Source organism: Streptomyces yunnanensis, assembly GCF_029011865.1.
Classification (GTDB): domain Bacteria; phylum Actinomycetota; class Actinomycetes; order Streptomycetales; family Streptomycetaceae; genus Streptomyces; species Streptomyces yunnanensis.
This window is the reverse complement of record NZ_CP095749.1, coordinates 4397550-4421258: the sequence shown is the minus strand read 5'-3', so window position 1 is coordinate 4421258 and position 23709 is coordinate 4397550. Positions and strand designations below refer to the sequence as shown.

At 70.5% G+C, this 23709-nt stretch carries 22 protein-coding genes; 15 read left to right on the top strand and 7 right to left on the bottom strand.

Annotated features, from left to right (window positions below; translation table 11 throughout):
• The first annotated feature begins 240 nt into the window (after positions 1-240).
• From MOV08_RS18960 to MOV08_RS18915, 10 genes are all read left to right on the top strand, one after another.
• Positions 241-1494 carry a Rossmann-like and DUF2520 domain-containing protein gene (locus tag MOV08_RS18960; protein ID WP_275308228.1) on the top strand — a complete coding sequence of 418 codons (1254 nt, stop codon included), beginning with the start codon at positions 241-243 and terminating at the stop codon, positions 1492-1494.
• The gene (gene panC / locus MOV08_RS18955; RefSeq protein ID WP_275308227.1) at positions 1491-2678 is read left to right on the top strand and encodes a pantoate--beta-alanine ligase; all 1188 of its coding nucleotides are present in this window, start codon (positions 1491-1493) and stop codon (positions 2676-2678) included. Before MOV08_RS18960 ends, panC begins: the two co-directional genes overlap by 4 nt.
• Positions 2675-4438, top strand: coding sequence for an L-aspartate oxidase (locus MOV08_RS18950; RefSeq protein WP_275308226.1), 1764 nt, complete (start codon positions 2675-2677; stop codon positions 4436-4438). The genes panC and MOV08_RS18950 overlap by 4 nt, the downstream gene beginning before the upstream one ends.
• Positions 4435-5466 (top strand): carboxylating nicotinate-nucleotide diphosphorylase, encoded by a 1032-nt coding sequence (nadC, locus tag MOV08_RS18945; protein WP_039634128.1) that lies wholly within the window; start codon positions 4435-4437, stop codon positions 5464-5466. The genes MOV08_RS18950 and nadC overlap by 4 nt, the downstream gene beginning before the upstream one ends.
• 5 nt (positions 5467-5471) lie before the next feature.
• Positions 5472-6269 carry a type III pantothenate kinase gene (locus MOV08_RS18940; RefSeq protein WP_039634126.1) on the top strand — a complete coding sequence of 266 codons (798 nt, stop codon included), beginning with the start codon at positions 5472-5474 and terminating at the stop codon, positions 6267-6269.
• A 121-nt stretch (positions 6270-6390) separates the two neighbouring features.
• Positions 6391-7134 (top strand): hypothetical protein, encoded by a 744-nt coding sequence (locus MOV08_RS18935; protein WP_239010083.1) that lies wholly within the window; start codon positions 6391-6393, stop codon positions 7132-7134.
• A gap of 59 nt (positions 7135-7193) precedes the next feature.
• Positions 7194-7373: a hypothetical protein gene (locus MOV08_RS18930; protein WP_039634122.1), complete on the top strand. Its 180-nt coding sequence runs from the start codon at positions 7194-7196 to the stop codon at positions 7371-7373.
• A 169-nt stretch (positions 7374-7542) separates the two neighbouring features.
• Entirely contained in the window at positions 7543-8013 is a 471-nt protein-coding gene (locus tag MOV08_RS18925) for a BlaI/MecI/CopY family transcriptional regulator (protein WP_239010366.1), read from the top strand.
• Positions 8014-8022: 9 nt separating this feature from the next.
• Entirely contained in the window at positions 8023-8541 is a 519-nt protein-coding gene (locus MOV08_RS18920; protein WP_039634118.1) for an amino-acid N-acetyltransferase, read from the top strand.
• Between the two features lie 157 nt (positions 8542-8698).
• The gene (locus MOV08_RS18915; protein ID WP_039634116.1) at positions 8699-9031 is read left to right on the top strand and encodes a histone-like nucleoid-structuring protein Lsr2; all 333 of its coding nucleotides are present in this window, start codon (positions 8699-8701) and stop codon (positions 9029-9031) included.
• On the opposite strand, the gene MOV08_RS18910 is transcribed toward MOV08_RS18915, so the two are convergent.
• Positions 8962-9642: an SCO3374 family protein gene (locus tag MOV08_RS18910; RefSeq protein WP_078875810.1), complete on the bottom strand. Its 681-nt coding sequence runs from the start codon at positions 9640-9642 to the stop codon at positions 8962-8964. The two genes, MOV08_RS18915 and MOV08_RS18910, sit on opposite strands and share 70 nt — an antisense overlap.
• A 496-nt stretch (positions 9643-10138) precedes the next feature.
• Here MOV08_RS18910 and MOV08_RS18905 point away from each other — a divergent pair, with 496 nt between their 5' ends.
• Positions 10139-12664, top strand: a complete 2526-nt coding sequence (locus MOV08_RS18905) for an ATP-dependent Clp protease ATP-binding subunit (RefSeq protein ID WP_039634114.1) — start codon at positions 10139-10141, stop codon at positions 12662-12664.
• A 79-nt stretch (positions 12665-12743) separates the two neighbouring features.
• On the opposite strand, the gene MOV08_RS18900 is transcribed toward MOV08_RS18905, so the two are convergent.
• Positions 12744-15938, bottom strand: a complete 3195-nt coding sequence (locus MOV08_RS18900; RefSeq protein ID WP_275308225.1) for an NACHT domain-containing protein — start codon at positions 15936-15938, stop codon at positions 12744-12746.
• 501 nt (positions 15939-16439) lie between these two features.
• Between MOV08_RS18900 and MOV08_RS18895 the strand changes: the two genes are divergently transcribed.
• A complete protein-coding gene (locus MOV08_RS18895) occupies positions 16440-17129 on the top strand; it encodes a M23 family metallopeptidase (RefSeq protein WP_039634110.1) in 690 nt (229 codons plus the stop codon).
• Here MOV08_RS18895 and MOV08_RS18890 read toward each other — a convergent pair.
• Complete coding sequence (locus tag MOV08_RS18890; protein ID WP_039634108.1) at positions 17111-17728, bottom strand: TetR/AcrR family transcriptional regulator; 618 nt, start codon at positions 17726-17728, stop codon at positions 17111-17113. The genes MOV08_RS18895 and MOV08_RS18890 overlap by 19 nt on opposite strands.
• 284 nt (positions 17729-18012) lie before the next feature.
• On the opposite strand from MOV08_RS18890, the gene MOV08_RS18885 reads away from it, so the two are divergent.
• Positions 18013-19536, top strand: coding sequence for an MDR family MFS transporter (locus MOV08_RS18885; protein WP_275308223.1), 1524 nt, complete (start codon positions 18013-18015; stop codon positions 19534-19536).
• Between the two features lie 80 nt (positions 19537-19616).
• On the opposite strand, the gene MOV08_RS18880 is transcribed toward MOV08_RS18885, so the two are convergent.
• Both MOV08_RS18880 and MOV08_RS18875 read right to left on the bottom strand, forming a co-directional pair.
• Positions 19617-19916: a DUF397 domain-containing protein gene (locus tag MOV08_RS18880; RefSeq protein ID WP_275308222.1), complete on the bottom strand. Its 300-nt coding sequence runs from the start codon at positions 19914-19916 to the stop codon at positions 19617-19619.
• Positions 19894-20748, bottom strand: a complete 855-nt coding sequence (locus tag MOV08_RS18875) for a helix-turn-helix domain-containing protein (protein WP_275308221.1) — start codon at positions 20746-20748, stop codon at positions 19894-19896. The genes MOV08_RS18880 and MOV08_RS18875 overlap by 23 nt, the downstream gene beginning before the upstream one ends.
• Before the next feature lie 117 nt (positions 20749-20865).
• Between MOV08_RS18875 and MOV08_RS18870 the strand changes: the two genes are divergently transcribed.
• Together MOV08_RS18870 and MOV08_RS18865 are read left to right on the top strand one after the other, a co-directional pair.
• On the top strand, positions 20866-21060 hold the full coding sequence (locus MOV08_RS18870) for a hypothetical protein (protein WP_039634104.1): 195 nt from the start codon (positions 20866-20868) through the stop codon (positions 21058-21060).
• Positions 21060-21434, top strand: coding sequence for an ATP-binding protein (locus MOV08_RS18865; RefSeq protein WP_039634103.1), 375 nt, complete (start codon positions 21060-21062; stop codon positions 21432-21434). Before MOV08_RS18870 ends, MOV08_RS18865 begins: the two co-directional genes overlap by 1 nt.
• A 240-nt stretch (positions 21435-21674) precedes the next feature.
• Here the strand turns inward: MOV08_RS18865 and cseC are convergent, their stop codons facing one another.
• On the bottom strand, positions 21675-22979 hold the full coding sequence (cseC, locus tag MOV08_RS18860) for a two-component system sensor histidine kinase CseC (protein ID WP_039634101.1): 1305 nt from the start codon (positions 22977-22979) through the stop codon (positions 21675-21677).
• Between the two features lie 8 nt (positions 22980-22987).
• Positions 22988-23701, bottom strand: coding sequence for a two-component system response regulator CseB (gene cseB / locus MOV08_RS18855; RefSeq protein WP_039634099.1), 714 nt, complete (start codon positions 23699-23701; stop codon positions 22988-22990).
• Positions 23702-23709: the final 8 nt, after the last annotated feature.

Genomic DNA, 23709 nt, shown 5'->3' with positions numbered 1-23709 from the left:
ACCTCTGCTTCGTCCCGCGCCGTCCGTGCGTGGTGTCGTATCGATCATCGCGCGGGCTCCGCCGGCGCGGCGAGCCCTGTGGATAACTCCCCGAACAGGGCGGAGTGAGATGTTCCGTTTCTGCTCGGAGACCCTCGTCTCACCCTCCGCACAACTCTCCGGGCGGTGGGAGGCACTCGCGTAGCATGGCGACGAATCGTCCGGTACCCCTCGCGGACTGGAACGGAAGGCCGTCTCCACGTGAACCCACATCCCTCCATCGAGGCCCAGGACCGGCCCGCCCGGCTCACCGTCGGAGTCGTCGGGGCAGGCCGCGTCGGGCCGGCGCTCGCCGCGTCGCTACAGCTCGCGGGGCATCGCCCGGTGGCCGTCTCGGGGGTCTCCGACGCCTCGGTGCGGCGCGCCGCCGACCTGCTGCCCGGCGTCCCGCTGGTCCCCCCGGCCGAGGTGCTCGCCCGTGCGGACCTCGTGCTGCTGACCGTCCCCGACGACGCCCTGGCGGACCTGGTGCACGGCCTCGCCGAGACCGGCGCCGTACGGCCGGGCCAGCTGCTGGTGCACACCTCCGGGCGCTTCGGCACGGCGGTGCTGGAGCCGGCGACCCGGGCCGGCGCGCTGCCTCTGGCGCTGCACCCGGCCATGACGTTCACCGGCACGTCCGTGGACGTGCAGCGGCTGGCCGGCTGCGCCTTCGGGGTCACCGCGCCCGAGGAACTCCGGATGGCCGCCGAGGCACTGGTCATCGAGATGGGCGGAGAGCCCGAGTGGATCGCGGAATCCGCCCGTCCGCTGTATCACGCGGCGCTCGCCATCGGCGCGAACTACCTGGTCACGCTGGTGGCGCAGGCCATGGAGCTGCTGACGAAGGCCGGTGTGCGGGCCCCGGACCGGATGCTCGGCCCGTTGCTCGGCGCGGCTCTGGACAATGCGCTGCGCTCCGGTGACGCCGCCCTGACGGGCCCGGTCGCCCGGGGCGACGCGGGGACCGTCGCGGCCCATGTGGCGGAGCTGCGCAAGCACGCCCCGCAGGCCGTCGCCGGCTATCTGGCCATGGCCCGTACGACGGCCGACCGGGCGCTGACGCACGGTCTGCTCAAGCCGGAGCTGGCGGCGGAGCTGCTGGACGTGCTCGCGGGCCCGGCTCCCGACGGCGGCGCCGCCGGTCCGGCCGCATCCTCCGGAGGGCAGGCGCCCACCGACCCGCCGTCCGGGACCGAGGGCGCACCCGAACCCGAGGGCGAGGCCGAGGACGAACGGGATCGTGATCGCGACCGTCCCGAGGGCGCTGAGGGCGCTGAGGGCGCTGAGGGGGCCGAGGGGTCCGAGGGGTCCACGGGCGCCGATCACCCCGACCGGTCCGTGGACACCGATCCCGCCTCCGGTCCCACCCGCTCGGAATCCGCTGGCCCGGAGTCCGCCGGCCCCCGGCCCACCCGGCCCGACTCGCCCGATTCCGCATCCCCCGACCTCGGCCCCCACGGAGGCGACGCATGACCTCCTCGCCCGTCAGCCCGACTCCGGACGCCGCTCGCACGGCGCCGGAACCCCAGCTCGTGCGCACCGCCGCGGCCCTGCGCGCGCTGCCGCGCCGCAGCGGTGTACGGGCCGTCGTCATGACCATGGGGGCGCTGCACGAGGGGCACGCCGCCCTGGTCCGGGCCGCCAGGGAGCGGGTCGGGCCGCAGGGCCAGGTCGTCGTCACGGTGTTCGTCAATCCGCTGCAGTTCGGGGCGGGCGAGGACTTGGACCGCTACCCGCGGACCCTGGACGAGGACGTGCTGCTGGCCACCCGGGCGGGCGCGGACGCCGTCTTCGCGCCGTCGGTCGACGAGGTCTACCCGGGCGGGGAACCGCAGGTCCGCGTGTCCGCCGGCCCCATGGGTACCGTCCTGGAGGGCGCCAGCCGCCCCGGGCACTTCGACGGGGTGCTCACCGTCGTCGCCAAGCTGCTCCATCTGACCGCGCCGGACCTGGCGTTCTTCGGGGAGAAGGACGCCCAGCAGCTCGCCGTGATCAGACGGATGGCCGCCGACCTGAATTTCCCCGTCGAGGTCGTCGGCGTCCCGACGGTCCGGGAGGCCGACGGGCTGGCCCGTTCCAGCCGCAACCGCTATCTGTCCGGCCCGGAGCGGCGCACCGCGCTCGCGCTGTCCGCGGCGCTCTTCGCGGCCCGCGACCGGCTCACCGCCGAAGAGGCGCTGCGCGCCCGCGCCGCCTCCGCCGGGCACCCCGTGCAGGACCGTTCCGCGGCGCTGGCCGCCCTCGGGGAGGACCGGGCGGCCGCCGACGCGCACGCCGTCGCCTACGCCGCCTCGGGCCCGCCGCACGGCCCGTCGGTGGCCCGCGCGGCCGCCGGCGCGGTGCTGGAGGACGCGGCCCACCTGGACCCGCCGCTCCACCTGGACTACCTGGCCCTGATCGACCCGCGCGACTTCACCGAGGTCCCGGACGACTACGAGGGCGAGGCGATCCTCGCGGTGGCCGCCAAGGTGGGCACCACCCGGCTCATCGACAACATCCGGCTCGTGTTCACCGCGGGCGCTGCCCCGTATCCGGCCGCCGCCCAGGGACGGCACGGCGGCCCCCAGGGGAAGTCCGCGCCCGCGCCGGTCTCCGGAACCACCCGCAAGAGCAGGAAGTCCACCCCACCCCAAGGCCCCCTCGGAGCGAACCGATGACCGCTACCGGAACCGCCACCGGACCCACCGGCATACGACTCACCGCCCCCGCCCCGGGGTGGTCCATCACGGCGGACGTCGTCGTCGTGGGCTCCGGCGTCGCCGGGCTGACCGCCGCGCTGCGCTGCGCCGCCGCCGGCCGCCGGACCGTCGTCGTCACCAAGGCCCGCCTCGACGACGGCTCCACCCGTTGGGCGCAGGGCGGGATAGCCGCGGCCCTGGGGGACGGCGACACCCCCGAGCAGCACCTGGCCGACACCCTCGTCGCGGGCGCCGGCCTGTGCGACGAGGAGGCCGTGCGGGCCCTGGTGACCGAGGGCCCGGACGCCGTCCACCGGCTGATCGCGGCGGGCGCCCGCTTCGACACCGCCCACGGGAGCGACGAGATCGCGCTCACCAGGGAGGGCGGCCACCACCGCAACCGGATCGCGCACGCCGGCGGCGACGCCACCGGCGCGGAGATCTCCCGCGCACTGGTCGCCGCGGTTCGCTCCGCGGGACTGCGCACCATCGAGAACGCGCTGGTCCTGGACCTCCTCACGGACGCCGAGGGCCGGACGGCCGGCGTCACCCTGCACGTCATGGGGGAGGGCCAGCACGACGGTGTCGGTGCCGTACACGCGCCGGCGGTGGTGCTCGCCACCGGGGGCATGGGCCAGGTGTTCTCCGCGACCACCAACCCGGCCGTCTCCACCGGCGACGGGGTGGCCCTGGCACTGCGCGCCGGCGCCGAGGTCTCGGACCTCGAATTCGTCCAGTTCCACCCGACCGTGCTCTATCTGGGACCGGAGGCGGAGGGCCAACAGCCGCTGATCTCCGAGGCCGTGCGCGGCGAGGGCGCCCACCTGGTCGACGCGGACGGCACCCGTTTCATGGTCGGACAGCACGAACTCGCCGAGCTGGCCCCGCGCGACATCGTGGCCAAGGCGATCCTGCGCCGGTCCCTGGAGCAGGGCGTCGAGCACATGTACCTGGACGCCCGCCACTTCGGCGCCGAGATGTGGGAGCGTCGTTTCCCGACCATCCTGGCCGCTTGCCGCGCGCACGGCATCGACCCGGTCACCGAGCCGATCCCGGTCGCCCCGGCCGCCCACTACGCCTCCGGCGGCGTCCGTACCGACCTGTCCGGCCGGACCACCGTCCCCGGCCTGTACGCGTGCGGCGAGGTGGCCTGCACCGGTGTGCACGGCGCCAACCGGCTGGCCTCCAACTCCCTTCTGGAGGGCCTGGTGTTCGCGGAGCGGATCGCCGCGGACATCGCCGCCGACGGGCCGGCGGTCCCGGCCTCCGCCCCGGTGGAGACCCGCGCCCCGCTGCCCCTCCTCCAACCCGAGGCGCACGTCGCCGTCCAGCGGATCATGACCGCCGGGGCCGGTGTGCTGCGCAGCGCGGCCAGCCTGGCCCGGGCCGCCGAGGACCTCGACCGCCTCCACCAGGAGGCCGTCGAGGCGGCGTCGGACCCCACTCCCGCATCTGTCAAGGCCCCCGAGCCCGGTGTGGAAGCCTGGGAGGCCACCAACCTGCTGTGTGTCGCCCGGGTCCTGGTCGCCGCCGCGCGGCAGCGCGAGGAGACCCGCGGCTGCCATTGGCGGGAGGACCACCCGGACCGCGACGATGCCTCCTGGCGCCGGCACTTCCGCATCACCCTCGGTGCCGACCGCACCCTGAGCGTCCACACCACACAGACCGCCGGCTTCCCGCCGACCGTCGGCCCCGCCCCTCAGCCCGCCCCTCTTCCCGATACGGAGCCCACCCCGTGAGCAGCACCCCCGACCTCCCCCTCCTGCAGATCGGCCGACCCGGCGCCGTCCCCGAAGGCGGGGGAGGCTGTGGCGACGCCTGTGGGTGCGCCGGTGACGGCGACGCCTACGAGCTGGACCCGCTGACCTGCGGGCTCGACCCGGACCTGGCCGCGCTCCTGGTGGCCGCCGGCCTCGACCCCGTCCAGGTCGAGGACATCGCGCACATGGCCATCGAGGAGGACCTCGACCAGGGCGTGGACGTCACCACCGTGGCCACCGTCCCCGAAGACGCCTTCGCCACCGGGGACTTCACGGCCCGGGAGCCCGGCACGGTCGCCGGTCTGCGGATCGCCGAGGCGGTGCTCTCCGTCGTCTGCACCGACGAGTTCGCGGTCGAGCGGCACGTGGAGGACGGCGAGCGGGTCGAGGCCGGACAGAAGCTGCTGTCCGTCACCACCCGCACCCGCGACCTGCTCACCGCCGAGCGCAGCGCGCTGAACCTCCTGGGCCGGCTGTCCGGGATCGCCACCCTGACCCGCGCCTGGGCGGACGTCCTCGAAGGCACCGAGGCCAAGGTCCGCGACACCCGTAAGACGACGCCGGGCCTGCGCGCCCTGGAGAAGTACGCGGTGCGCTGCGGCGGTGGCGTCAACCACCGGATGTCGCTGTCCGACGCGGCGCTCATCAAGGACAACCACGTCGTGGCGGCGGGCGGCGTCGCGGAGGCGTTCACGGCCGTGCGGCGCGAGTTCCCCGGAGTGCCGATCGAGGTGGAGGTCGACCGGCTCGACCAGATCCCGCCGATCCTCGCCGAGGGCGCCGACCTGATCCTGCTGGACAACTTCACGCCCGAGCAGACCCGGGAGGCCGTGGAACTGGTCGCCGGCCGCGCGATCCTGGAGTCCTCGGGCCGACTCACCGTCGACAACGCCCGCTCGTACGCGGAGACCGGCATCGACTACCTGGCCGTGGGCGCGCTCACCCACTCCGCCCGGGTCCTCGACATCGGCCTGGACCTGCGCGAGAGCGACGACGAGAGCCTCTGATCGCCATGCTGCTGACCATCGACGTGGGCAACACCCACACCGTGTTGGGCCTGTTCGACGGTGACGAGATCGTCGAGCACTGGCGGATCTCGACCGACGCCCGCCGCACCGCCGACGAACTGGCGGTGCTCCTCCAGGGCCTGATGGGCATGCACCCGCTGCTCGGGGAAGACCTGGGCGACAACATCGAGGGCATCTCCATCTGCTCCACGGTCCCCTCGGTGCTCCACGAGCTGCGCGAGGTGACCCGTCGCTATTACGGGGACGTCCCGGCGGTCCTGGTGGAACCGGGCGTCAAGACGGGCGTGCCGATCCTCATGGACAACCCCAAGGAGGTCGGCGCCGACCGGATCATCAACGCCCTGGCGGCCGTCGAGCTGTACGGCGGCCCCGCCGTCGTCGTCGACTTCGGCACCGCGACCACGTTCGACGCGGTGAGCGCCCGCGGGGAATACGTGGGCGGCGTGATCGCCCCGGGTATCGAGATCTCCGTGGACGCGCTCGGCGTCAAGGGCGCCCAGCTCCGCAAGATCGAGCTGGCCCGGCCGCGCAGCGTCATCGGGAAGAACACCGTCGAGGCGATGCAGTCCGGCATCCTCTACGGCTTCGCCGGCCAGGTGGACGGCGTGGTGCAGCGGATGGCCCGGGAGCTGGCGGACGACCCGGACGACGTGACGGTGATCGCCACCGGCGGGCTGGCGCCGATGGTGCTCGGCGAGTCCTCGGTGATCGACGAGCACGAGCCCTGGCTGACCCTGATCGGCCTGCGGCTGGTATACGAGCGCAACGTCGGGCGGCTGTAACCGGGGCGGCGGAGGGGCGCGGCCGGTTCCCTACTGGGGCGCCCGTGTGACGCGCGCCCCGCTGCCGCGCCACCGCAGCGAATTAAGCGGCTTTTTTCCGAATTGGTCGTAAAGTCGCCCCATGCCAATGCCATACGGATCCCGCGGCGGCATGGCCTTCGGCGCCGATGAGTTGCGTGTACTCCGTCGCGCCCTCGCCCATGCCCTCCAGACGACCTCTCCCGCCGCGCCCCTGGGCGCCCTCGGTGCGGACCGGTCGCAGGACGTCCAGGAATACCTCCGGCTGGCCGAGGCGGTGGACGAGGCGGTCCGCGAGGGCGCCCGCCTGCGCGCCTTCCTGCTGGCCGACCTCGCCCGCTACCGCGAAGCCCTGCCCGGTGCCGCCGCCGGCTATCTCACGCGGCTCAAGGAGGCGCTGGCGGCCGGCCATGTCCCCGGCCCCGACGACCTCGCCGCGCTGCGCTCGCTGCTCGCCCGGCCCGCCGCCGAGGCCGAGCGGAAGCGCCGCACCGCACTGCTGCGGCACTGCGAGCGGCTGGCCGAGCACACCGTCCGGGTCCGCCTGCGCGCGCTGCCGGGCGGGCGTTCGAGCGCCTCCCCGGACGCCCTCTCCGGTGGTCGCACCGGCGGCCGTCCGCGCCCCTCCGCCGCGGCGCCCCGGAGCGTGGCGGACCCCGGCCCGGACTCCGGCGCTGACCCCGGTCGGGATCCCCAACAGGAGCCGCGACCGGAGCCCCGCCGGGAACCGCCCAAGCCCGCCCCGCACCCCAAGGCGCCGCGGCCCGACCGGCCGATCCCCACTCCCGGTGAGGTGTTTCCGCCCCGTCGGAAGCCTGTTCCGCCCCCGGAGACCCGCACCGCCTGAGCGCTGCGTACTCTGGCTGGGTACTGTCGCGGGCTTACGCCTTGAAGGAGGCCCATGCCATGGATTACGTCGCCGCGCTGCTCCCGCCCGTAGTGATGGCAGTCGCCTTCACCTGCCTGATCGTCACGATGATCAAGAGCCAGGGTGGGCAGAACAAGTCGAAGGAGGACGCGGCCGTCGACGAGGCGTTCGCCCGTGCCGAGGCCGCCGGGCAGGAGCCCAAGGCGTTCCGCACCTGAACTGCCGCCATTTCCGGCGGGCCGCCCGCTCAGTACGGCTCGGGATTGACCGTCCCGGGCCGTACTTCCTTTTTCCGGACCAAACGCAACGAGATCAACCGGCATTCGCGACATCTCCCACTATTCTTCTTGTGTGCCGAGACGCTTGGGTGATCTGGAAGACGCGGTGATGACGCGGGTCTGGGAGTGGAACCGCCCGGTCACTGTTCGAGAAGTTCTGGAGGATCTCCAGAAGGAACGGTCGATCGCCTACACCACGGTCATGACCGTATTGGACAACCTCCATCAGAAGGGCTGGGTGCGCCGCGAAGCCGAAGGCCGCGCCTATCGATATGAGGCGGTCTCCACTCGCGCCGCCTACTCGGCCGCACTCATGAACGAAGCATGGTCCGCCAGTGACAACCCCGCCGCCGCACTAGTGGCCTTCTTCGGCATGATGTCGCAGGAACAGCGGCAAGCCCTCCGCGATGCCGTGCGGATGGTGCAGGTCGACGATCGACCCGAAGCAGAGCAAGAACAGGCGACGGCCCGCGAAGGCGCCGGGGAACAGGCCCGGGAAGAACAGCCGCAAGCCGCGGATGAAGCGCCGGCCGGCGAAGGAGATGAACCCGGAGCGGAGGCCGGCGGCAAGGGGCGATAGCGTCCGGGCATGCCAGCGCATTCAAAAGGGCTCACCGTCCGCCGTGCCCGGACCAGCGATGTACCGGCCGTCCGCCGCCTCATCGACGCCTACGCGCGCGACGGGATCCTGCTCGACAAAGCGACCGTCACGCTTTACGAGGACATCCAGGAGTTCTGGGTGGCCGAGCGGGACGAAGACGCCGAGGTCGTCGGTTGCGGAGCACTGCACGTCATGTGGGAAGACCTGGCCGAGGTCCGCACCCTGGCGGTGGACCGGACGCAACGGGGAACCGGAGTCGGCCACCAGGTCCTGGACAAGCTGCTGGCCACCGCGCGGTGGCTGGGAGTGCGGCGAATTTTCTGTCTCACCTTCGAAGTCGACTTCTTCGCCAACCACGGCTTCGTGGAGATCGGCGAGACTCCCGTAGACGGGGATGTCTACAGCGAACTGCTGCGTTCCTATGACGAGGGCGTTGCCGAGTTCCTCGGTCTCGAACGAGTGAAGCCCAACACCCTGGGCAACAGCCGCATGCTTCTGCACCTGTGATCAGCGTTCTATGTCCGAATCGCTCCCCTATCTCATGGCTACGGAAGCATGCGTTCCCCGCTCTGTGGGCAAGTGAACCCTACCCAAGGGTTTGTGTTTTTCCCGGAAAAGCGGTTTGCTTTCCGTCGTAATCCACATTCGATGAAAGGGAATCCTGGTGGCACAGAAGGTTCAGGTTCTTCTTGTCGACGACCTCGACGGTGGCGAGGCCAACGAGACCGTGACGTTCGCTCTCGACGGCAAGTCCTACGAGATCGACCTCTCCGACGCCAACGCGGACAAGCTGCGCGAGGGGCTGGCCGAGTTCGTGAAGGCCGGCCGCAAGACCGGTGGCCGTTCCGCTGGCCGCGGGAAGGCCCGTGCGGCTTCCGCGGGCTCCCCGGACACCGCGAAGATCCGTGCGTGGGCGAAGGAGAACGGCTACAACGTGAATGACCGTGGCCGTGTCCCCGCCGACATTCGCGAGGCATTCGAGAAGGCCAACGGCTGATCGCCGTACGCGCGATCAGATTGGCCGTTACGAGCACGTACCAACCGGGCCCGGTGGCACTCCGTTGCCGCCGCGCTCACGAGCCGTACGAGGTCGGGGGCGCCCCCAACGTCCCCGATTCCTGCCCCGATCCCCGTGGTGGGCAGAGAATTCTCCACCTCGTACCCAGGCCGGGGAGGCCGCACCCACCCCGCGGCCTCCCGCGCGCCGCAGCCGTCCGGCGCCCGGCCCCCTGAGGGGGGCGCCGGTGCGGGCATCCGCCCCCCGGCCCCACGTGCGGTGAGATCCGCCGCGAGCGTGCCCCACTCCAGCCATTCCAGGATTTCCGGGAGCTCCTCCGCGCCACCGGCCGCGATGAGCAGGAGCAATTTCGGTCGATCCGCCGCACTCTTTTCGCCCGGTCCGGGCCGCAACAGGGCGACCGGACCCGTGCGCGGCATCCGCTGCAGAACGGCGCGTCCCGCGTCGGCGGGCATCTCCAGGACGTCGAAGCGCAGGCCGGTGAGGAGTTCCACCGGATCCGTGCCGGTGGACGGCCAGCCGAGCTCCTCCTCGTACCACCGGCGGACGGTGGAGAGCGGGGGGCGGGGTCGCGGAAGCGCGCAGGCCATGTCCGGTGCAACTCCCGGCATCACGGAAGGTTACGTTGCGTACATGGAGAGTTGCATTCCGTATATTGCGGAGGGGAGCACGGGGCATCCCGGGATGTGTGGGTGTTCGCCCGTAGCGGAGGGAAAGGGCCCGCGCCGCATGGAGTGTCAGTGGCAGCGGGTAAGACAGTCTCAGTGGGAAGAGACGCTGTGACCGGCGCCCTCGGCAGTTCGCCGCCGTCTTTGGCCGGTGGTGGACGGTGTGTCGGCGAGGCCCGCGTTCGCCACGGGCGTAGTGGCGGCATGCGTATATGCCTGGCCTGCGGGAACATCGTCTCGCACCATCGAGTTGGAGCAGATGTCAGCTGTTCGGCAGTAAATTTCCCCGTCGGAGCGGGGTGATCCGGACGGGTGTCGGCAGTTGGAATGAGCTGTCCCGCCCTGCGGGACTAGCATGCGGAAGGACAGGGAGGGGACCGACCCCTAACTGCCTGACCGCTCTGAGGAGCGATTAACGATGTTCGAGAGGTTCACCGACCGTGCGCGGCGGGTTGTCGTCCTGGCTCAGGAAGAAGCCCGGATGCTCAACCACAACTACATCGGCACCGAACACATCCTCCTGGGTCTGATCCACGAGGGTGAGGGTGTCGCCGCTAAGGCCCTGGAGAGCCTCGGCATTTCGCTCGAGGCGGTCCGCCAGCAGGTGGAGGAGATCATCGGCCAGGGCCAGCAGGCCCCGTCCGGCCACATCCCCTTCACGCCCCGTGCCAAGAAGGTCCTGGAGCTGTCGCTCCGCGAGGCCCTCCAGCTCGGCCACAACTACATCGGCACCGAGCACATCCTGCTCGGCCTGATCCGCGAGGGCGAGGGCGTCGCCGCCCAGGTCCTCGTGAAGCTGGGCGCCGACCTGAACCGGGTGCGCCAGCAGGTCATCCAGCTGCTCTCCGGCTACCAGGGCAAGGAGGCCGCCACCGCCGGCGGCCCCGCCGAGGGCACGCCCTCGACCTCCCTGGTCCTGGACCAGTTCGGCCGCAACCTCACGCAGGCCGCACGGGAGACCAAGCTCGACCCGGTTATCGGGCGCGAGAAGGAAATCGAGCGGGTCATGCAGGTGCTGTCCCGCCGCACCAAGAACAACCCGGTCCTCATCGGCGAGCCCGGCGTCGGCAAGACGGCGGTCGTGGAGGGCCTGGCGCAGGCCATCGTCAAGGGCGAGGTGCCCGAGACCCTCAAGGACAAGCACCTCTACACCCTCGACCTGGGCGCGCTGGTCGCCGGCTCCCGCTACCGCGGTGACTTCGAAGAGCGCCTGAAGAAGGTCCTCAAGGAGATCCGCACCCGCGGCGACATCATCCTGTTCATCGACGAGCTGCACACCCTGGTCGGCGCGGGCGCCGCCGAGGGCGCCATCGACGCGGCCAGCATCCTCAAGCCCATGCTGGCGCGCGGCGAGCTGCAGACCATCGGTGCCACGACGCTCGACGAGTACCGCAAGCACCTGGAGAAGGACGCGGCCCTTGAGCGCCGCTTCCAGCCGATCCAGGTCGCGGAGCCGTCGCTGCCGCACACCATCGAGATCCTCAAGGGCCTGCGGGACCGCTACGAGGCGCACCACCGGGTGTCCATCACGGACGCCGCGCTGGTCGCCGCGGCCACCCTGGCCGACCGCTACATCTCCGACCGCTTCCTGCCGGACAAGGCGATCGACCTGATCGACGAGGCCGGCTCCCGGATGCGCATCCGCCGGATGACCGCGCCGCCGGACCTGCGCGAGTTCGACGAGAAGATCGCCGACGTCCGCCGCGAGAAGGAGTCCGCGATCGACTCGCAGGACTTCGAGATGGCCGCCGGCCTGCGCGACAAGGAGAAGCAGCTCCTGGCCGCGAAGGCGAAGCGGGAGAAGGAGTGGAAGGCCGGCGACATGGACGTCGTCGCCGAGGTGGACGAGGAGCTGATCGCCGAGGTCCTGGCCACGGCCACGGGCATCCCGGTCTTCAAGCTCACCGAGGAGGAGTCCAGCCGGCTCCTGCGGATGGAAGACGAGCTGCACAAGCGCGTCATCGGCCAGAAGGACGCCATCAAGGCGCTCTCGCAGGCGATCCGCCGCACCCGTGCCGGTCTGAAGGACCCCAAGCGTCCCGGTGGCTCGTTCATCTTCGCCGGCCCGTCCGGTGTCGGTAAGACCGAGCTCTCCAAGACGCTCGCCGAGTTCCTCTTCGGCGACGAGGACGCGCTGATCTCCCTCGACATGTCGGAGTTCAGCGAGAAGCACACGGTCTCCCGTCTCTTCGGTTCGCCCCCCGGCTACGTGGGCTACGAAGAGGGCGGCCAGCTCACCGAGAAGGTGCGCCGCAAGCCGTTCTCGGTCGTCCTCTTCGACGAGGTCGAGAAGGCCCACCCGGACATCTTCAACTCGCTGCTGCAGATCCTGGAGGACGGTCGCCTGACCGACTCCCAGGGCCGGGTCGTGGACTTCAAGAACACGGTCATCATCATGACCACCAACCTCGGCACCCGGGACATCTCCAAGGGCTTCAACCTGGGCTTCGCCGCCCAGGGCGACGTCAAGACCGGCTACGAGCGGATGAAGGCGAAGGTCAACGAAGAGCTCAAGCAGCACTTCCGGCCGGAGTTCCTCAACCGTGTCGACGACACCGTCGTCTTCCACCAGCTCACCGAGGAAGACATCATCCAGATCGTCGACCTCATGATCAACAAGGTGGACGAGCGGCTCAAGGACCGCGACATGGGCATCGAGCTCAGCGGCGAGGCCAAGTCGCTGCTGGCCAAGCGCGGGTACGACCCGGTGCTCGGCGCCCGTCCGCTGCGCCGCACGATCCAGCGCGAGATCGAGGACGCCCTCTCGGAGAAGATCCTCTTCAACGAGCTGCGTCCGGGCCACATCGTGGTCGTCGACGTGGAGGGCGAGGGCGAGTCCGCAAAGTTCACCTTCCGCGGCGAGGAGAAGTCGGCGGTGCCCAGCGCCCCGCCGGTGGAGTCCGCGACGGGTGGCTCCGGTCCCAACCTGAGCAAGGACGCGTAACGCGCGATACACGCCGAGCCGCCCCGGAACCGTTCGACGGTTCCGGGGCGGCTTTATGCGTAGGCCCTGCCTGGCCCTCCTACGTGCGGGGTCGGGGGAAGAGGGTGAGGTTGATGTGGGGCGGGAGGGGGTGGTCGGGGGAAGGGGTGAGGCGGGAGAGGTGGAGGTCCCGGAGGGCGGGGAGCGATTCCACGGGGGAGAGGTCGATGGGGCCGGATGCCGAGCCGCCGTAAAGCCGCAGGGATTGGACGCGAGGGAAAGCTGGGAGGGCGGCGCGTAGCTGCTCGGTGAGTTCTTTCGGGGGACGGCCTGGATCGTTGAGGAAGCTGAGGGTTTCTACCTGGGGAAGTCGTAGGCCCGAGGGGATCCGGAGAGCGGTTTCGCCCCATCCCAGGCTGAAATTGAAGGACCTCAGGTCACTGAGGAGGGACAGGGCGTGCCACTGGTCCTCACCGAGTTCGCCAGGGAGGTTCCGCAGGTAGATCTCGTTCAACCGCGGCCAGGTAGGGACGCGGGCGAGATCGGGGAAGGTGCGCTGGTCGCCGAGGATGAGCGTGGTTAAAGGAGCGTCTTCGGGTAAAGCGTCCAGCCCCGCTGGCGGGAGTTGGGAGTAGAGGATCAGGGATTCCAGTTGGCTCAGGCGGTCGAGCGCTTGTGGGGTGCGTGCACCGCCATCGATGTGTCCGCTGATGTTGAGGGTTCGCAGAGGCAGCTCAGTCAGTGGAGCGAGGGTCTCGACAACTGGGCAGTTCCAGAGGGTCAGGGACTCCAGCGCGGGGAAGCCCTGAAGGAATGCGAGATCGCTGATGCGTGGGTTGCCATCCAGCATGAAATCCGTGATCTGGTGCGGGTGTAGGCCAGCCAGGATTTCCTTCTCAGCGAAGGCGCCTCTCATGATGATGCGCTGTCGGGTGCCCAAGTCTTTGAGCGCACGCAGTTCGGCGGGTGAGGCGACGGTGACTCTCGCGCGCGGGCCGAGATGCCGGATGACCTCTTCCGCGTAGCGGTCGGTGTCGAATCGACTCCAGCTGTCCCCCAGGTTGAAGCGGACCCCCGATGAAGGATGGTCGCGGAACCGCTTGAGGCATTCCAGCGCGGCGTCGGTGCCGAGGGACTTGGCGGTGAAGACCACCCACTCGGCCTCGTCATCCTTCAGTCCGTCCGGGCCGGGCAGCAGTTCCAGCACGAGCGGGCCCGCGTCGATGAGCAGTTGCGACTCGTCGCGGTTGCGGGGCGGGAGGATCGTCGCCGCCCGGGAGGTAATTTCCTCGCGCACTGCCGGATCGATCTCCGTTGCGTGCTCCAGGCAGGCCATCGCCAGCAGGTCGGTGCGGAGTTCACCCCGGTCGAGCAATCCCCTTAGCAGTTCGGCCCGTTCGCGCGGCCTGGCATGGGCCACTGCCATCCGGATCACGTCCTCCCACTGGGAATCCGTGGCGTGCTGTAGCAGCAGGCCGAAGTCGCCCTCCTCCACGGCGGCCTTGGCGCCCAGGTAGTCCTGGAAGGTGCGGTGGACGAAGTCGACGGTGCCGGGGGCCGGTTCGCGGAGCAGGCCGCTGCGGTGGAGGAGGTGGCGGAAGACGGTCGGGGCGTCGCCCTGGGCGGCGGCGACCGGGACGGCGGGGAGGGCGTCGGCGACGATGCGTTCGGCGCGGTCGCGGTCGAGTTCGGTGCGGCCGTTGCGGATCAGCCAGTAGGCGAGGCGCTGGAGGAGCTGGATCTGCGGCTCGTCGGCCAGCTCGACGCCGTCCGGGCCGCGCATGTCGCGTTCCCGGTCGCGGCGGGAGAGCAGCATGCTCAGGGCGGCGTCGTAGAGCTCCTTGCGGCCGTGCGGGAGGTAGCCGCGGCGGTCGCGGTGAAGGGCGCAGATCAGGCCGCACATCAGGGGGTTGGTGGCGAGGCGGCCGAGGTCCGGCTTGGTGCGGACGGCGTTCAGGAGGGACTGCTCGTAGGAGTCCAGGAGCGCGGGGTCGTCGGCGTCGTGGTGGGCGGCGCGGTGCCAGCGGGCGAGAAAGGCGGCGACCTCGTCGCGGCTCATGGGGGAGAGGGTCAGTTCGTCGAAGCCGTCGGGGGCCAGCCAGTCGTCGCGGACCGCGGAGGGGCGGGTGGTGACCAGCCAGAGGTTGCCGGGGAAGGCGTCGAGGAGGTCGCGCAGCCAGCGGCGGGTGGCCTCGCGTTCGCGGTCGGGGATCTCGTCGAGGCCGTCGACGAGGAGGAGGGCGCGGCCGGAGGTCAGCACGCGGTCCGCCCAGCCGGTCGGTTGTCCGCCGGAGACCGGGGAGCCGGTGGTGGCCAGGAAGCGGTCCGGGGTGGGGAGGGCGGCACCGGCGCGGGTGAGGGTGCGTAACGGCAGGACGAAGGGGATCCGGCCGTAGACGTGGGGGAGGGCGGTGTCGCCGACGGGTTTGGTGCAGGAGACGGCCAGCCACTGGACGAGGGTGCTCTTGCCGGAGCCGGCGACGCCGCGGAGGAGGACCCGGTCGCGGCCGGCGAGGGCCTGGTCGGCGGGGACCGGGGCGCGGGGCGGCTGGTCCTCGAAGGGGTCCTCGGCGCGGCTCGGGCCGGTCGCCTGCAGGCTCATGTACGCGGCGTCCAGGGGCCAGCGGTCCGGGGAGTTGTGCAGGTCGATGCCGTAGATGGTGAGTCGGCCGTGCTTGCGGGAGAGGTGGGAGAGGTAGGTCCGCTCGAAGGCGAGGTCGGCGGCGCGGGGGGACGGGTGCCGCGCGAGGAAGTCGTCGATCTTCGTGACCAGGGTGTCCAGGGTGTGGCTCTGCTGGACGAGGGTGCGCGAGATGAAGGTGGAGCGCTGGGTGAAGAAGTGGATGACGTGCAGGCAGGCGGTGGTGAGAAGGGTGTGGTGGAGGAGTTCGGCGTCCTGGGAGAGGTCGCGGGTGGCCTGAGGGGCCGCGGTGGTCAGGCACTCCGCGAGGGCCGCCGGGCCCAGCCGGACGGCCTGGACGTCGTCCATGGTCACGGTGCCGAGGGCGGCGAGGGTGCCGGCCAGGGCCGCGGCCACCGCGGCCTCCTCGTCCTCGGGGATCGGGCGTTCGCCGGGTGCCGCGGAGCGCACGGCCCGGCGGACCAGCTCGGCGGCGAGCTTGTGCAGGTCCTTGTCGGTGAGGGTGCGCCGCTCGCCCCTGAAGGAGACGAGGGCGGAGATGCGGACCGGGGCGTCGACGAGGCCGGCGCCCGGACCTTCCTGGACGAAAAGTTTCTTGACGAGCGGTGCGACGACGGCGGACGCGAGCCGGGCGCCCAGTGCTGACGGGTCCATGTGTGGTCCGTTCCCCCCTGCCGGTGCTGCCTGTCGGCTGCTGGCTGTGATGTTGTCCGGATCAGGTTAGAGGGGCGGGCGGGGTGCGGTCAGGCGTTTTTGAATTTCCCGGTGGCCGCGGATCAGGAATTACGTAACGCGGGTCACAGCTTTTCTCGTAACGCGGGTCACATTGCCTTCCGGGATTGTGTAATGCGGGTCACGTGAAAGGTCTTGGTTCTCGTGACATGGCGCACAGGGATTTGGGTCCTACTAGTCGGAGTAGGGGGATTGTGAGGGGTGGGGGGATGGCGGGAGGGGAGGGGTAATGCGCAGGTGGGAGGGGGTGTGGTGGGTGGTCTGGGGTGGGTTCGCGGCGGTCGGTGAGCGTGCCGGCTATTACGGGTCCCGGTAGTAGAAAGGGGGCCTTGGCGCCAGGGCGGAGGCGGGTTACCAAGGAATGGCGATCCCGGGCCGCAGCCGGGAAAACCCCTTCACTTCCTCCCTGGAGATAAAACCCGCATGTCGAAGTTTGCCGCGATACGCAATTCCAAGAACTCCACCAAGGCCGGTAAGTACGCGCTGCGTCACCGGGTGGCCGTCGTGGCCGCTGGCGCCGGTATCACCGCCGCGCTGGGCGCCGGTGTCGCCACCGCCGCCGACGGCGGGCTGCTGCACCTGACCGCGGGCGTCAGCAAGGCCGTCGCCGCGCAGGCCGACGCGCAGGCCAAGGCCGCCACGGACGCCAAGGTCACCGCGGCGAAGGCCAAGGTGGACGCGGCGAAGAAGGCCAACGCCTGGGTGAAGCCGGTCAACAACTACGTCCTGGGCGAGCCGTTCGGCATCCCCGGCAGCCACTGGGCCCACAAGCACAGCGGCCAGGACTTCGTCGTGCCGACCGGCACCGCGGTCCACGCCGTCCACAAGGGCACGGTCGTCAAGGCCGGTCCGTGGGGTGGTGGCGACGGCCCGGCCTACGGCAACGCGATCGTGATCAAGCACGCGAACGGCATGTACACCCAGTACGCGCACCTGTCACAGATCCAGGTCCACGTGGGTCAGCAGGTCTCCACCGGCCAGCAGATCGGTCTGTCCGGCAGCACCGGCAACTCCACCGGCCCGCACCTGCACTTCGAGGTCCGCACCGGCCCCAACTACGGGTCGGGCATCGAGCCGACCGGATTCCTGCGGGCTCACGGCGACGCCGTCTGAGCTGAATCCGGCCGGGCTGGCCGGCGGCTCGGCGGGTTCGCCGCCGTGACCAGTTCTGTGGCGACCCTGAGGATGGCCTCGCGCTTCTCCTCGGGGTCGCCCTCCACGTTCTGCATCGCGAACATGCCCGCGTGCATGGCGAACAGCGCCGTGATGCAGCGCACCTGGTCCACCAGCTCGGCGTCGTCGTCCTTCAGCAGGTCGTAGAGGGTCAGCATCCGCTCCTTGAAGCGCCGCCCGACGGTCAGGTCACGGACGGTGCCCTGGTTTTCCTGCATGAAACGGAAAAGAGCCTCGGAGGACCGCAGCGACTCGTGGTAGCGGCGGATCACCTCCTGCTTGGTCTCCAAGGTGCGCGGCTGCTCCTGCGCCCAGTCGATCAGCTCGTCGATGGGCCGGCAGAGGTCCTCGAAGAGGCTGACGACGATGTCTTCCTTGGTCTTGAAGTGGTAGTAGAGGGCGGCCTTGGTGACGTCCAGCCGCTCGGCGATCTCGCGCAGCGAGGTCTTCTCGTAGCCGTGTTCGGAGAACAGCTCCAGGGCGACGTCCTGGATGCGCTGGCGGGTGTTCCCCCGGCGCGGCTGTGTTGCGCTGCTCATGCTGCTCTCCTGCGTGACGACGGTGTCGGTGCGGGGCCGGGCACGGCCCGCGTCCCGGCAATCATCTGCTGCCCCGCTGGTCACGGACCTATCCACCCGGACGCCAAGAAACTTACTTGACGCCCGGCTAGTAGCTCTTCTACCTTCTCACTGTACAAAACTAGCCGGGCGGCAAGTAAGTAAGAAACGATGGGGAAGTGATGGGGATGTCGCGGACAGCGGCCCCGACGGGGGAAATACAGGAGCCGGCGCAGGGCACGGGCAGACGTCCGGCCAGCGTGCGGATGGTGGTCTTCGCACTCATGATCGCGATGCTCCTCGCGATGCTGGACAACATGATCGTCGGCACCGCGATGCCCACGATCGTCGGTGAACTGGGCGGGCTGGAGCACCTGTCCTGGGTCGTCACCGCCTACACGCTGGCCACCGCGGCGTCCACGCCGATCTGGGGCAAGCTCGGCGACATGTACGGCCGGAAGGGCGTCTTCCTGACGTCCATCGTGATCTTCCTGATCGGCTCCGCGCTGTCCGGCATGGCCCAGGACATGGGCCAGCTGATCGGCTTCCGCGCCGTACAGGGCCTGGGCGCGGGCGGTCTGATGGTGGGCGTCATGGCCATCATCGGCGACCTGGTCCCGCCGCGGGAGCGCGGCAAGTTCCAGGGCATGATGGCCGGCGTCATGGCCGTCGCGATGATCGGCGGACCGCTGGTCGGCGGCACCATCACCGACCACCTCGGCTGGCGCTGGAGCTTCTACATCAACCTGCCGCTCGGCGCGATCGCGCTGATCATGGTCACCGCGGTGCTGCACCTGCCGAAGAAGCGGTCGCAGACCCGGATCGACTACGCGGGCGCGGCCCTGCTGACCATCGGCATCACCTCGCTGGTGCTGCTGACCACCTGGGGCGGCACCGAGTACGACTGGCTGTCGAAGCAGATCGTGGGCCTGGGCGTCCTGGCCGTCGTCGCGCTGGTCGCCTTCGTCCTCGTCGAGCGCAAGGTCAGCGACCCGGTCATCCCGCTCCGGATCTTCCGGAACGCCAACTTCTCGCTCGTCACGGTCGTCGGCTTCCTGGTCGGCTTCGTGATGTTCGGCGCGATGACCTTCCTGCCGCTGTTCCAGCAGACCGTGCAGGGCGCCTCGGCGACCAACTCCGGCCTGCTGCTCCTGCCGATGCTGCTGGCGATGATGGTGGTGTCGCTGATCGCGGGCCGGGTCACCACCCAGTCCGGCAGGTACAAGATCTTCGTCACCGGCGGCGGCGCCCTGATCACCATCGGCCTGGGCCTGCTGGCCCTGATGGACGTCGGCACCACGCGCCTCACCTCGGGTCTCTACATGGCGGTGCTCGGCGCCGGCATGGGCTTCCTGATGCAGACCACGATGCTGATCGCGCAGAACAGCGTCGAGATGAAGGACATGGGCGTCGGCTCCTCGTCCGCGACCCTGTTCCGGACGATCGGCGGCTCGTTCGGCGTCGCGATCATGGGTGCGGTCTTCACCAACCAGGTGAAGGACACCATGATCGAGAAGCTCGGCACCGCGGCCGGCGCGAAGATGACCGGCGGCGGCGCCCAGATGGACCCGAAGAAGCTGCCCAGCCTGCCGGCCCCGGTGAAGGACGCGTACGCGCACGCGGTGGCGTCCGGCTCGCACCAGGTGTTCCTGTGGGGCGCGATCATCAGCGTCGTCGGCTTCGTCGCGGCGTGGTTCCTCAAGGAGGTCCCGCTGCGCGGCAGTGGCCCCACGAAGTCGGCTGACGCCGACGCGGCTGCTGAGAAGCCCCTGGTCGTCGAGGCGGTCTGACGCCGACGGCCTGACCGCCCGCGGACAGCGAACGGCCCCTGGTGTGCGTGCGTCACGCACACCAGGGGCCGTTCTCGTGCTCAGGCGCTGGGCAGTTGGCCGTTCTTTACGGCACCGACGAACGCCGACCAGCCGGCGGCCGGGAAGACCAGTGCCGGGCCGTACGGGTCCTTGCTGTCCCGGACGGGGACGTGGCCGGGGAGGGTATCGACAACCTCGATGCAGTGGCCGCCGTCGCCGTTGCTGTAGGTGCTTTTGCGCCAGGTGGCGGCGGCGAGGAAGTCGTCCGATACCTCGATGCAGTTACCGCCGTCCGGATTGCTGTAGCTGCTCTTGCGCCAGGTGGCCGTGCCCAGGTCAATCCCGTTGCTGCGCTTCATTTCGGTAGCCCCTTGCCGCTTCTTCGACCATGGCCAGGGACGCCTCAGGCGGCAGTGCGGCGGCCCTGAGCAGATCGTACGACCTCCGATACTCCGTCACGAGTGGTGGGAAGTCGATGACTTGGCCGCTGTGGACGTTCTCGGTGTAGGCGATGGTGGGCGCATCGGGGAAGGCCATGACTCGCAGATCGCCCATCATGACGGGGCCACTTGCCACGGCTTCGGGCAAGAGCTGAAGAACGCTCTCGCTGTTCCGGATCACTGCGGCGATGTGGTCCAGTTGGTCAGCCATCTGTCCGGGCGGCAGAGTTGGTCGACGGATGAGCGACTCGTGCAGGATGCCCCAGTAATAGGCGTGGTCGTCGCGCTTCCAGAAGTCGGCGCGCGCCATTCGTGCACGGACGAGCTTCTCGACTTCCTTGCCCTTCAACCAGGGCTTTCCTGCCCGTACGAGTCGTCGGACGTAGGCGTCGGTCTGCAAGAGTCCAGGGAAGACGCCGGGTGCCCACTCCTCGATCGTCGTTGCGCGGACCTCCATCTCCACGACGTCCGCGAAGTATGCGGCGATGCCGGAGCGGCGTGCCTGCTGCACGTTCTCGCAGTGGCGCTGGAAGAAGCCACCCGTCTTGAGTCTCTTGTCGATGTGGACGGCAAGATCCATCGGCATGCCCAGTTCGCCGCGCTCGATCCGGCTGAGTAGCGGTGCGCCGCGGAAGCTGCCCTCCACCAACTGATCCAGCGTGAGGCCCGCGCTCTCCCGCAAGAAGCGCAACTCGGCGCCGTAGAAGGACGGGACGCTCGCGGACGGGTCGGGGTCCTTGCGAGGGGACATGACTCACCACCACCACTTGCTCGTTGGGTCTGCAGGCCCGATTTCCTTCCAAAAGTAGGGCGCCCGACGTCACGCTGTGAGCGATTCATCACAATGCGCACAGGAAGGTGAACGACCATGGATGACGTGCACGAGTGTGCCGAGGGGCTGCGGTCCGCGCTGAAGGCCAACGGGATCACGCTGCCCTCCCTCGGCGTCGAACTCCCCTCGTTCGCGGGGGCGTACCCGCCGCCGCTCGTCGCGCTCGGCAACTGCAACATGGCCACCGCCCGGAAGCTGGCCGAGGTGCTGCACAAGGCGGCGGCGCGGTGATGACGGTCCGGCTGCTCGCCGTGCCGAAGGAGGTACCGCTGCTGCGGCAGGCGGTGCGGGCCCATCTCGGCGCGTCGGCTTCCTGCGAAGTGGAGCTGTGCGTCAGCGAGTTGGTGGGCAACGTCATCCGGCACGTGGGGGAGGGCACGCCGGTCACCGTGCACGTTCGCAGGATCGGGGACGGGCGGACGCGGATCGAAGTCGTCGACCCCGACCCGCGCGCCCTGCCCGTCCTGCTCCGGGCCACCGTGGACGACGAGAACGGGCGTGGCATAGCGCTGCTGGACGCCGTCGCGCTGCGGTGGGGCGTACGGCAGGAGGAGGCCAGTAAGACGGTCTGGTGCGAGGTGGCGGGAGAGTCGGCGACGGCGTAGGCCGGAGGGGATGTCCCGGGGTGCGCCCGCAGGATCTGGAGCGAACGCCGGGGTAGTCCTCATCTACGGACCAGATGCGCCCGCACCGAGGACGTACCCCGGGGCAGCCCCTCCGGCCCCACCCACGGCGGGAAGCCGCAAAGGCCCGCCCCCACCGGGGCAGCAGACGAACACCCGCCCCCACGGAGGGAAAGCCGAAAACGTACGGCGGCCCGGCCCGGCCCCGCCCGGCACGCCCCGTCAGCGGTCCGGGAGCTGGATGACCGGGAAGCTGCCGGTGGACGTCGGGGCGTTCTCCGGGAGCCAGAGGACCGAGACCGCGCCCGTGGAGCCGTCCGTCAGCTCGTCGGCGTTGCGGAAGGTGAGGCGGGCGCCCAGGACGCGGGCCTGGCCGACGGCGATGGTCAGGCCCAGGCCGTGGCCGACGCCGGCGCGGTCGCTGCTGCCGGTGCGGAAGCGGCTGGGGCCCTCGCGCAGCAGGGCCTCCGGGAAGCCGGTGCCGTGGTCGCGGACCCGGATGACGCGGCCCTCGACGCTGACCTCGATGGGCGGCTTGCCGTGCCGGGAGGCGTTCGCGATGAGGTTGCCCAGGATGCGTTCGAGGCGGCGGGGGTCGGTGGAGACCTCGGCGTCGCGGATGACCTCGACGGTGACGCCGGAGTCGAGGGCGCGCACCCGGCGGGTGACGAACTCGCCCAGGGCGACGTCCTGGAGCTCGGCGCGCTCGGCGTGGCCGTCGAGTCGGGCCACCTCCAGCACGTCCTCGACGAGGGTGCGCATGGCCTGGGCACGGTCGCGGACCAGTTCGGAGGGGCGGCCGGGGGGAAGGAGTTCGGCGGCGGTCAGCAGGCCCGTCACCGGGGTGCGGAGCTCGTGCGCGATGTCCGCGGTCACCCGCCGCTCGGCCTCGATGCGCTGCTGGAGGGCGTCGGACATGGCGTCCACCGCCCAGGCGAGGTCGTCCGTCTCGTCGCGGACCCGGCCGCCGCCGACCTCGTCGCGGACCCGGACGGAGGTGTCGCCGTCGGCGAGCTTCCCGGCGGCCGCGGCGGCCTTCCGCAGCCGTTGGGAGAGCCGGCCGCCGACCAGGACGCCCAGCGCGCAGCCGCCGACCACCACGGCCGTGGAGCCGATCAGCAGCGCCTGGTCGAGGTCGTCGAGGACGGCGAAGCGGTCGGGGAAGCGGTCGTGGAGGGAGAGCACACGGCCGTTGCTGAGGGGGGAGGCGGCCCAGACCTCGGGGGCGGTCTGGCCGGTGTCCTCCAGGTAGGTGGCCCGGTCGCCCTCCTTGACCTCCTTGCGGAGGGCCTTGGGCAGCGCCGGGTCGTCGATCTTCGCGCCGAACTGGAGGCGGTTGGTGGACTCGAAGATCTTCTGCGTGAAGTTGAGGCGTTCTATCTGGACGTCACGGCTGTTGTCGAGCATGGAGACCCGGGCGGCGTTGTGCACGACAAGGCTCAACGCCACCGCGACCAGCGCCCCGACGAGCGCGATCGCGGCGCTGAGTTTCCATCTCAGACCCGTTCGCAGGGCCAGCCTGACCACCGGAGGTGTCAGCCTCTCAGCTTGTATCCGAAGCCGCGGACCGTCTCGATCCGGTCCTGGCCGATTTTGCCGCGCAGCCGCTGGACGTGGACGTCCACGACCCGGGTGTCGCCGCCCCAGCCGTAGTCCCACACCCGCTCCAGCAGCCGGTCGCGGGAGAGGACGGTGTTCGGGGCGGTGGAGAACTCCAGCAGCAGCCGCATCTCGGTCGGCGTCAGCGCGACCGTCTCGCCGCCCTTGCGGACCTCCATGCCCTCGGTGTCGACCTCCAGGTCGCCGAAGCGCAGTACCGCCTCCGCCAGGCCGTCGGCGTCCGCCGCGCCGGCGCCGGCACGGTCGTCCGGGCCGCTGGCGTGGCCGAAGCGGCGCAGCACGGCGCGGATCCGGGCGACCAGCACCGCGCCGTCGAACGGCTTGGTGACGTAGTCGTCGGCGCCGGCCTCCAGGCCCAGCACCACGTCGATCGAGTCGGCACGCGCCGACAGCATGATCACGGGGACCGTGGACTCGTCACGGATGCGGCGGCAGAGGCTGACGCCGTCGAGCCCGGGGACCATCACGTCGAGCAGGGCGATGTCGGGACGGTTGGCGCGGAACGCCTCCAGGCCCGCGAGCCCGTCGGGCATCGCGGTGACCACGAAGCCGTCCCGCTCCAGTGCGAGCTGGGTGGCTTCACGGATGACGTCGTCGTCCTCGACGAAGAGCACGTGGGTGTCGGCCATGCGGTTGT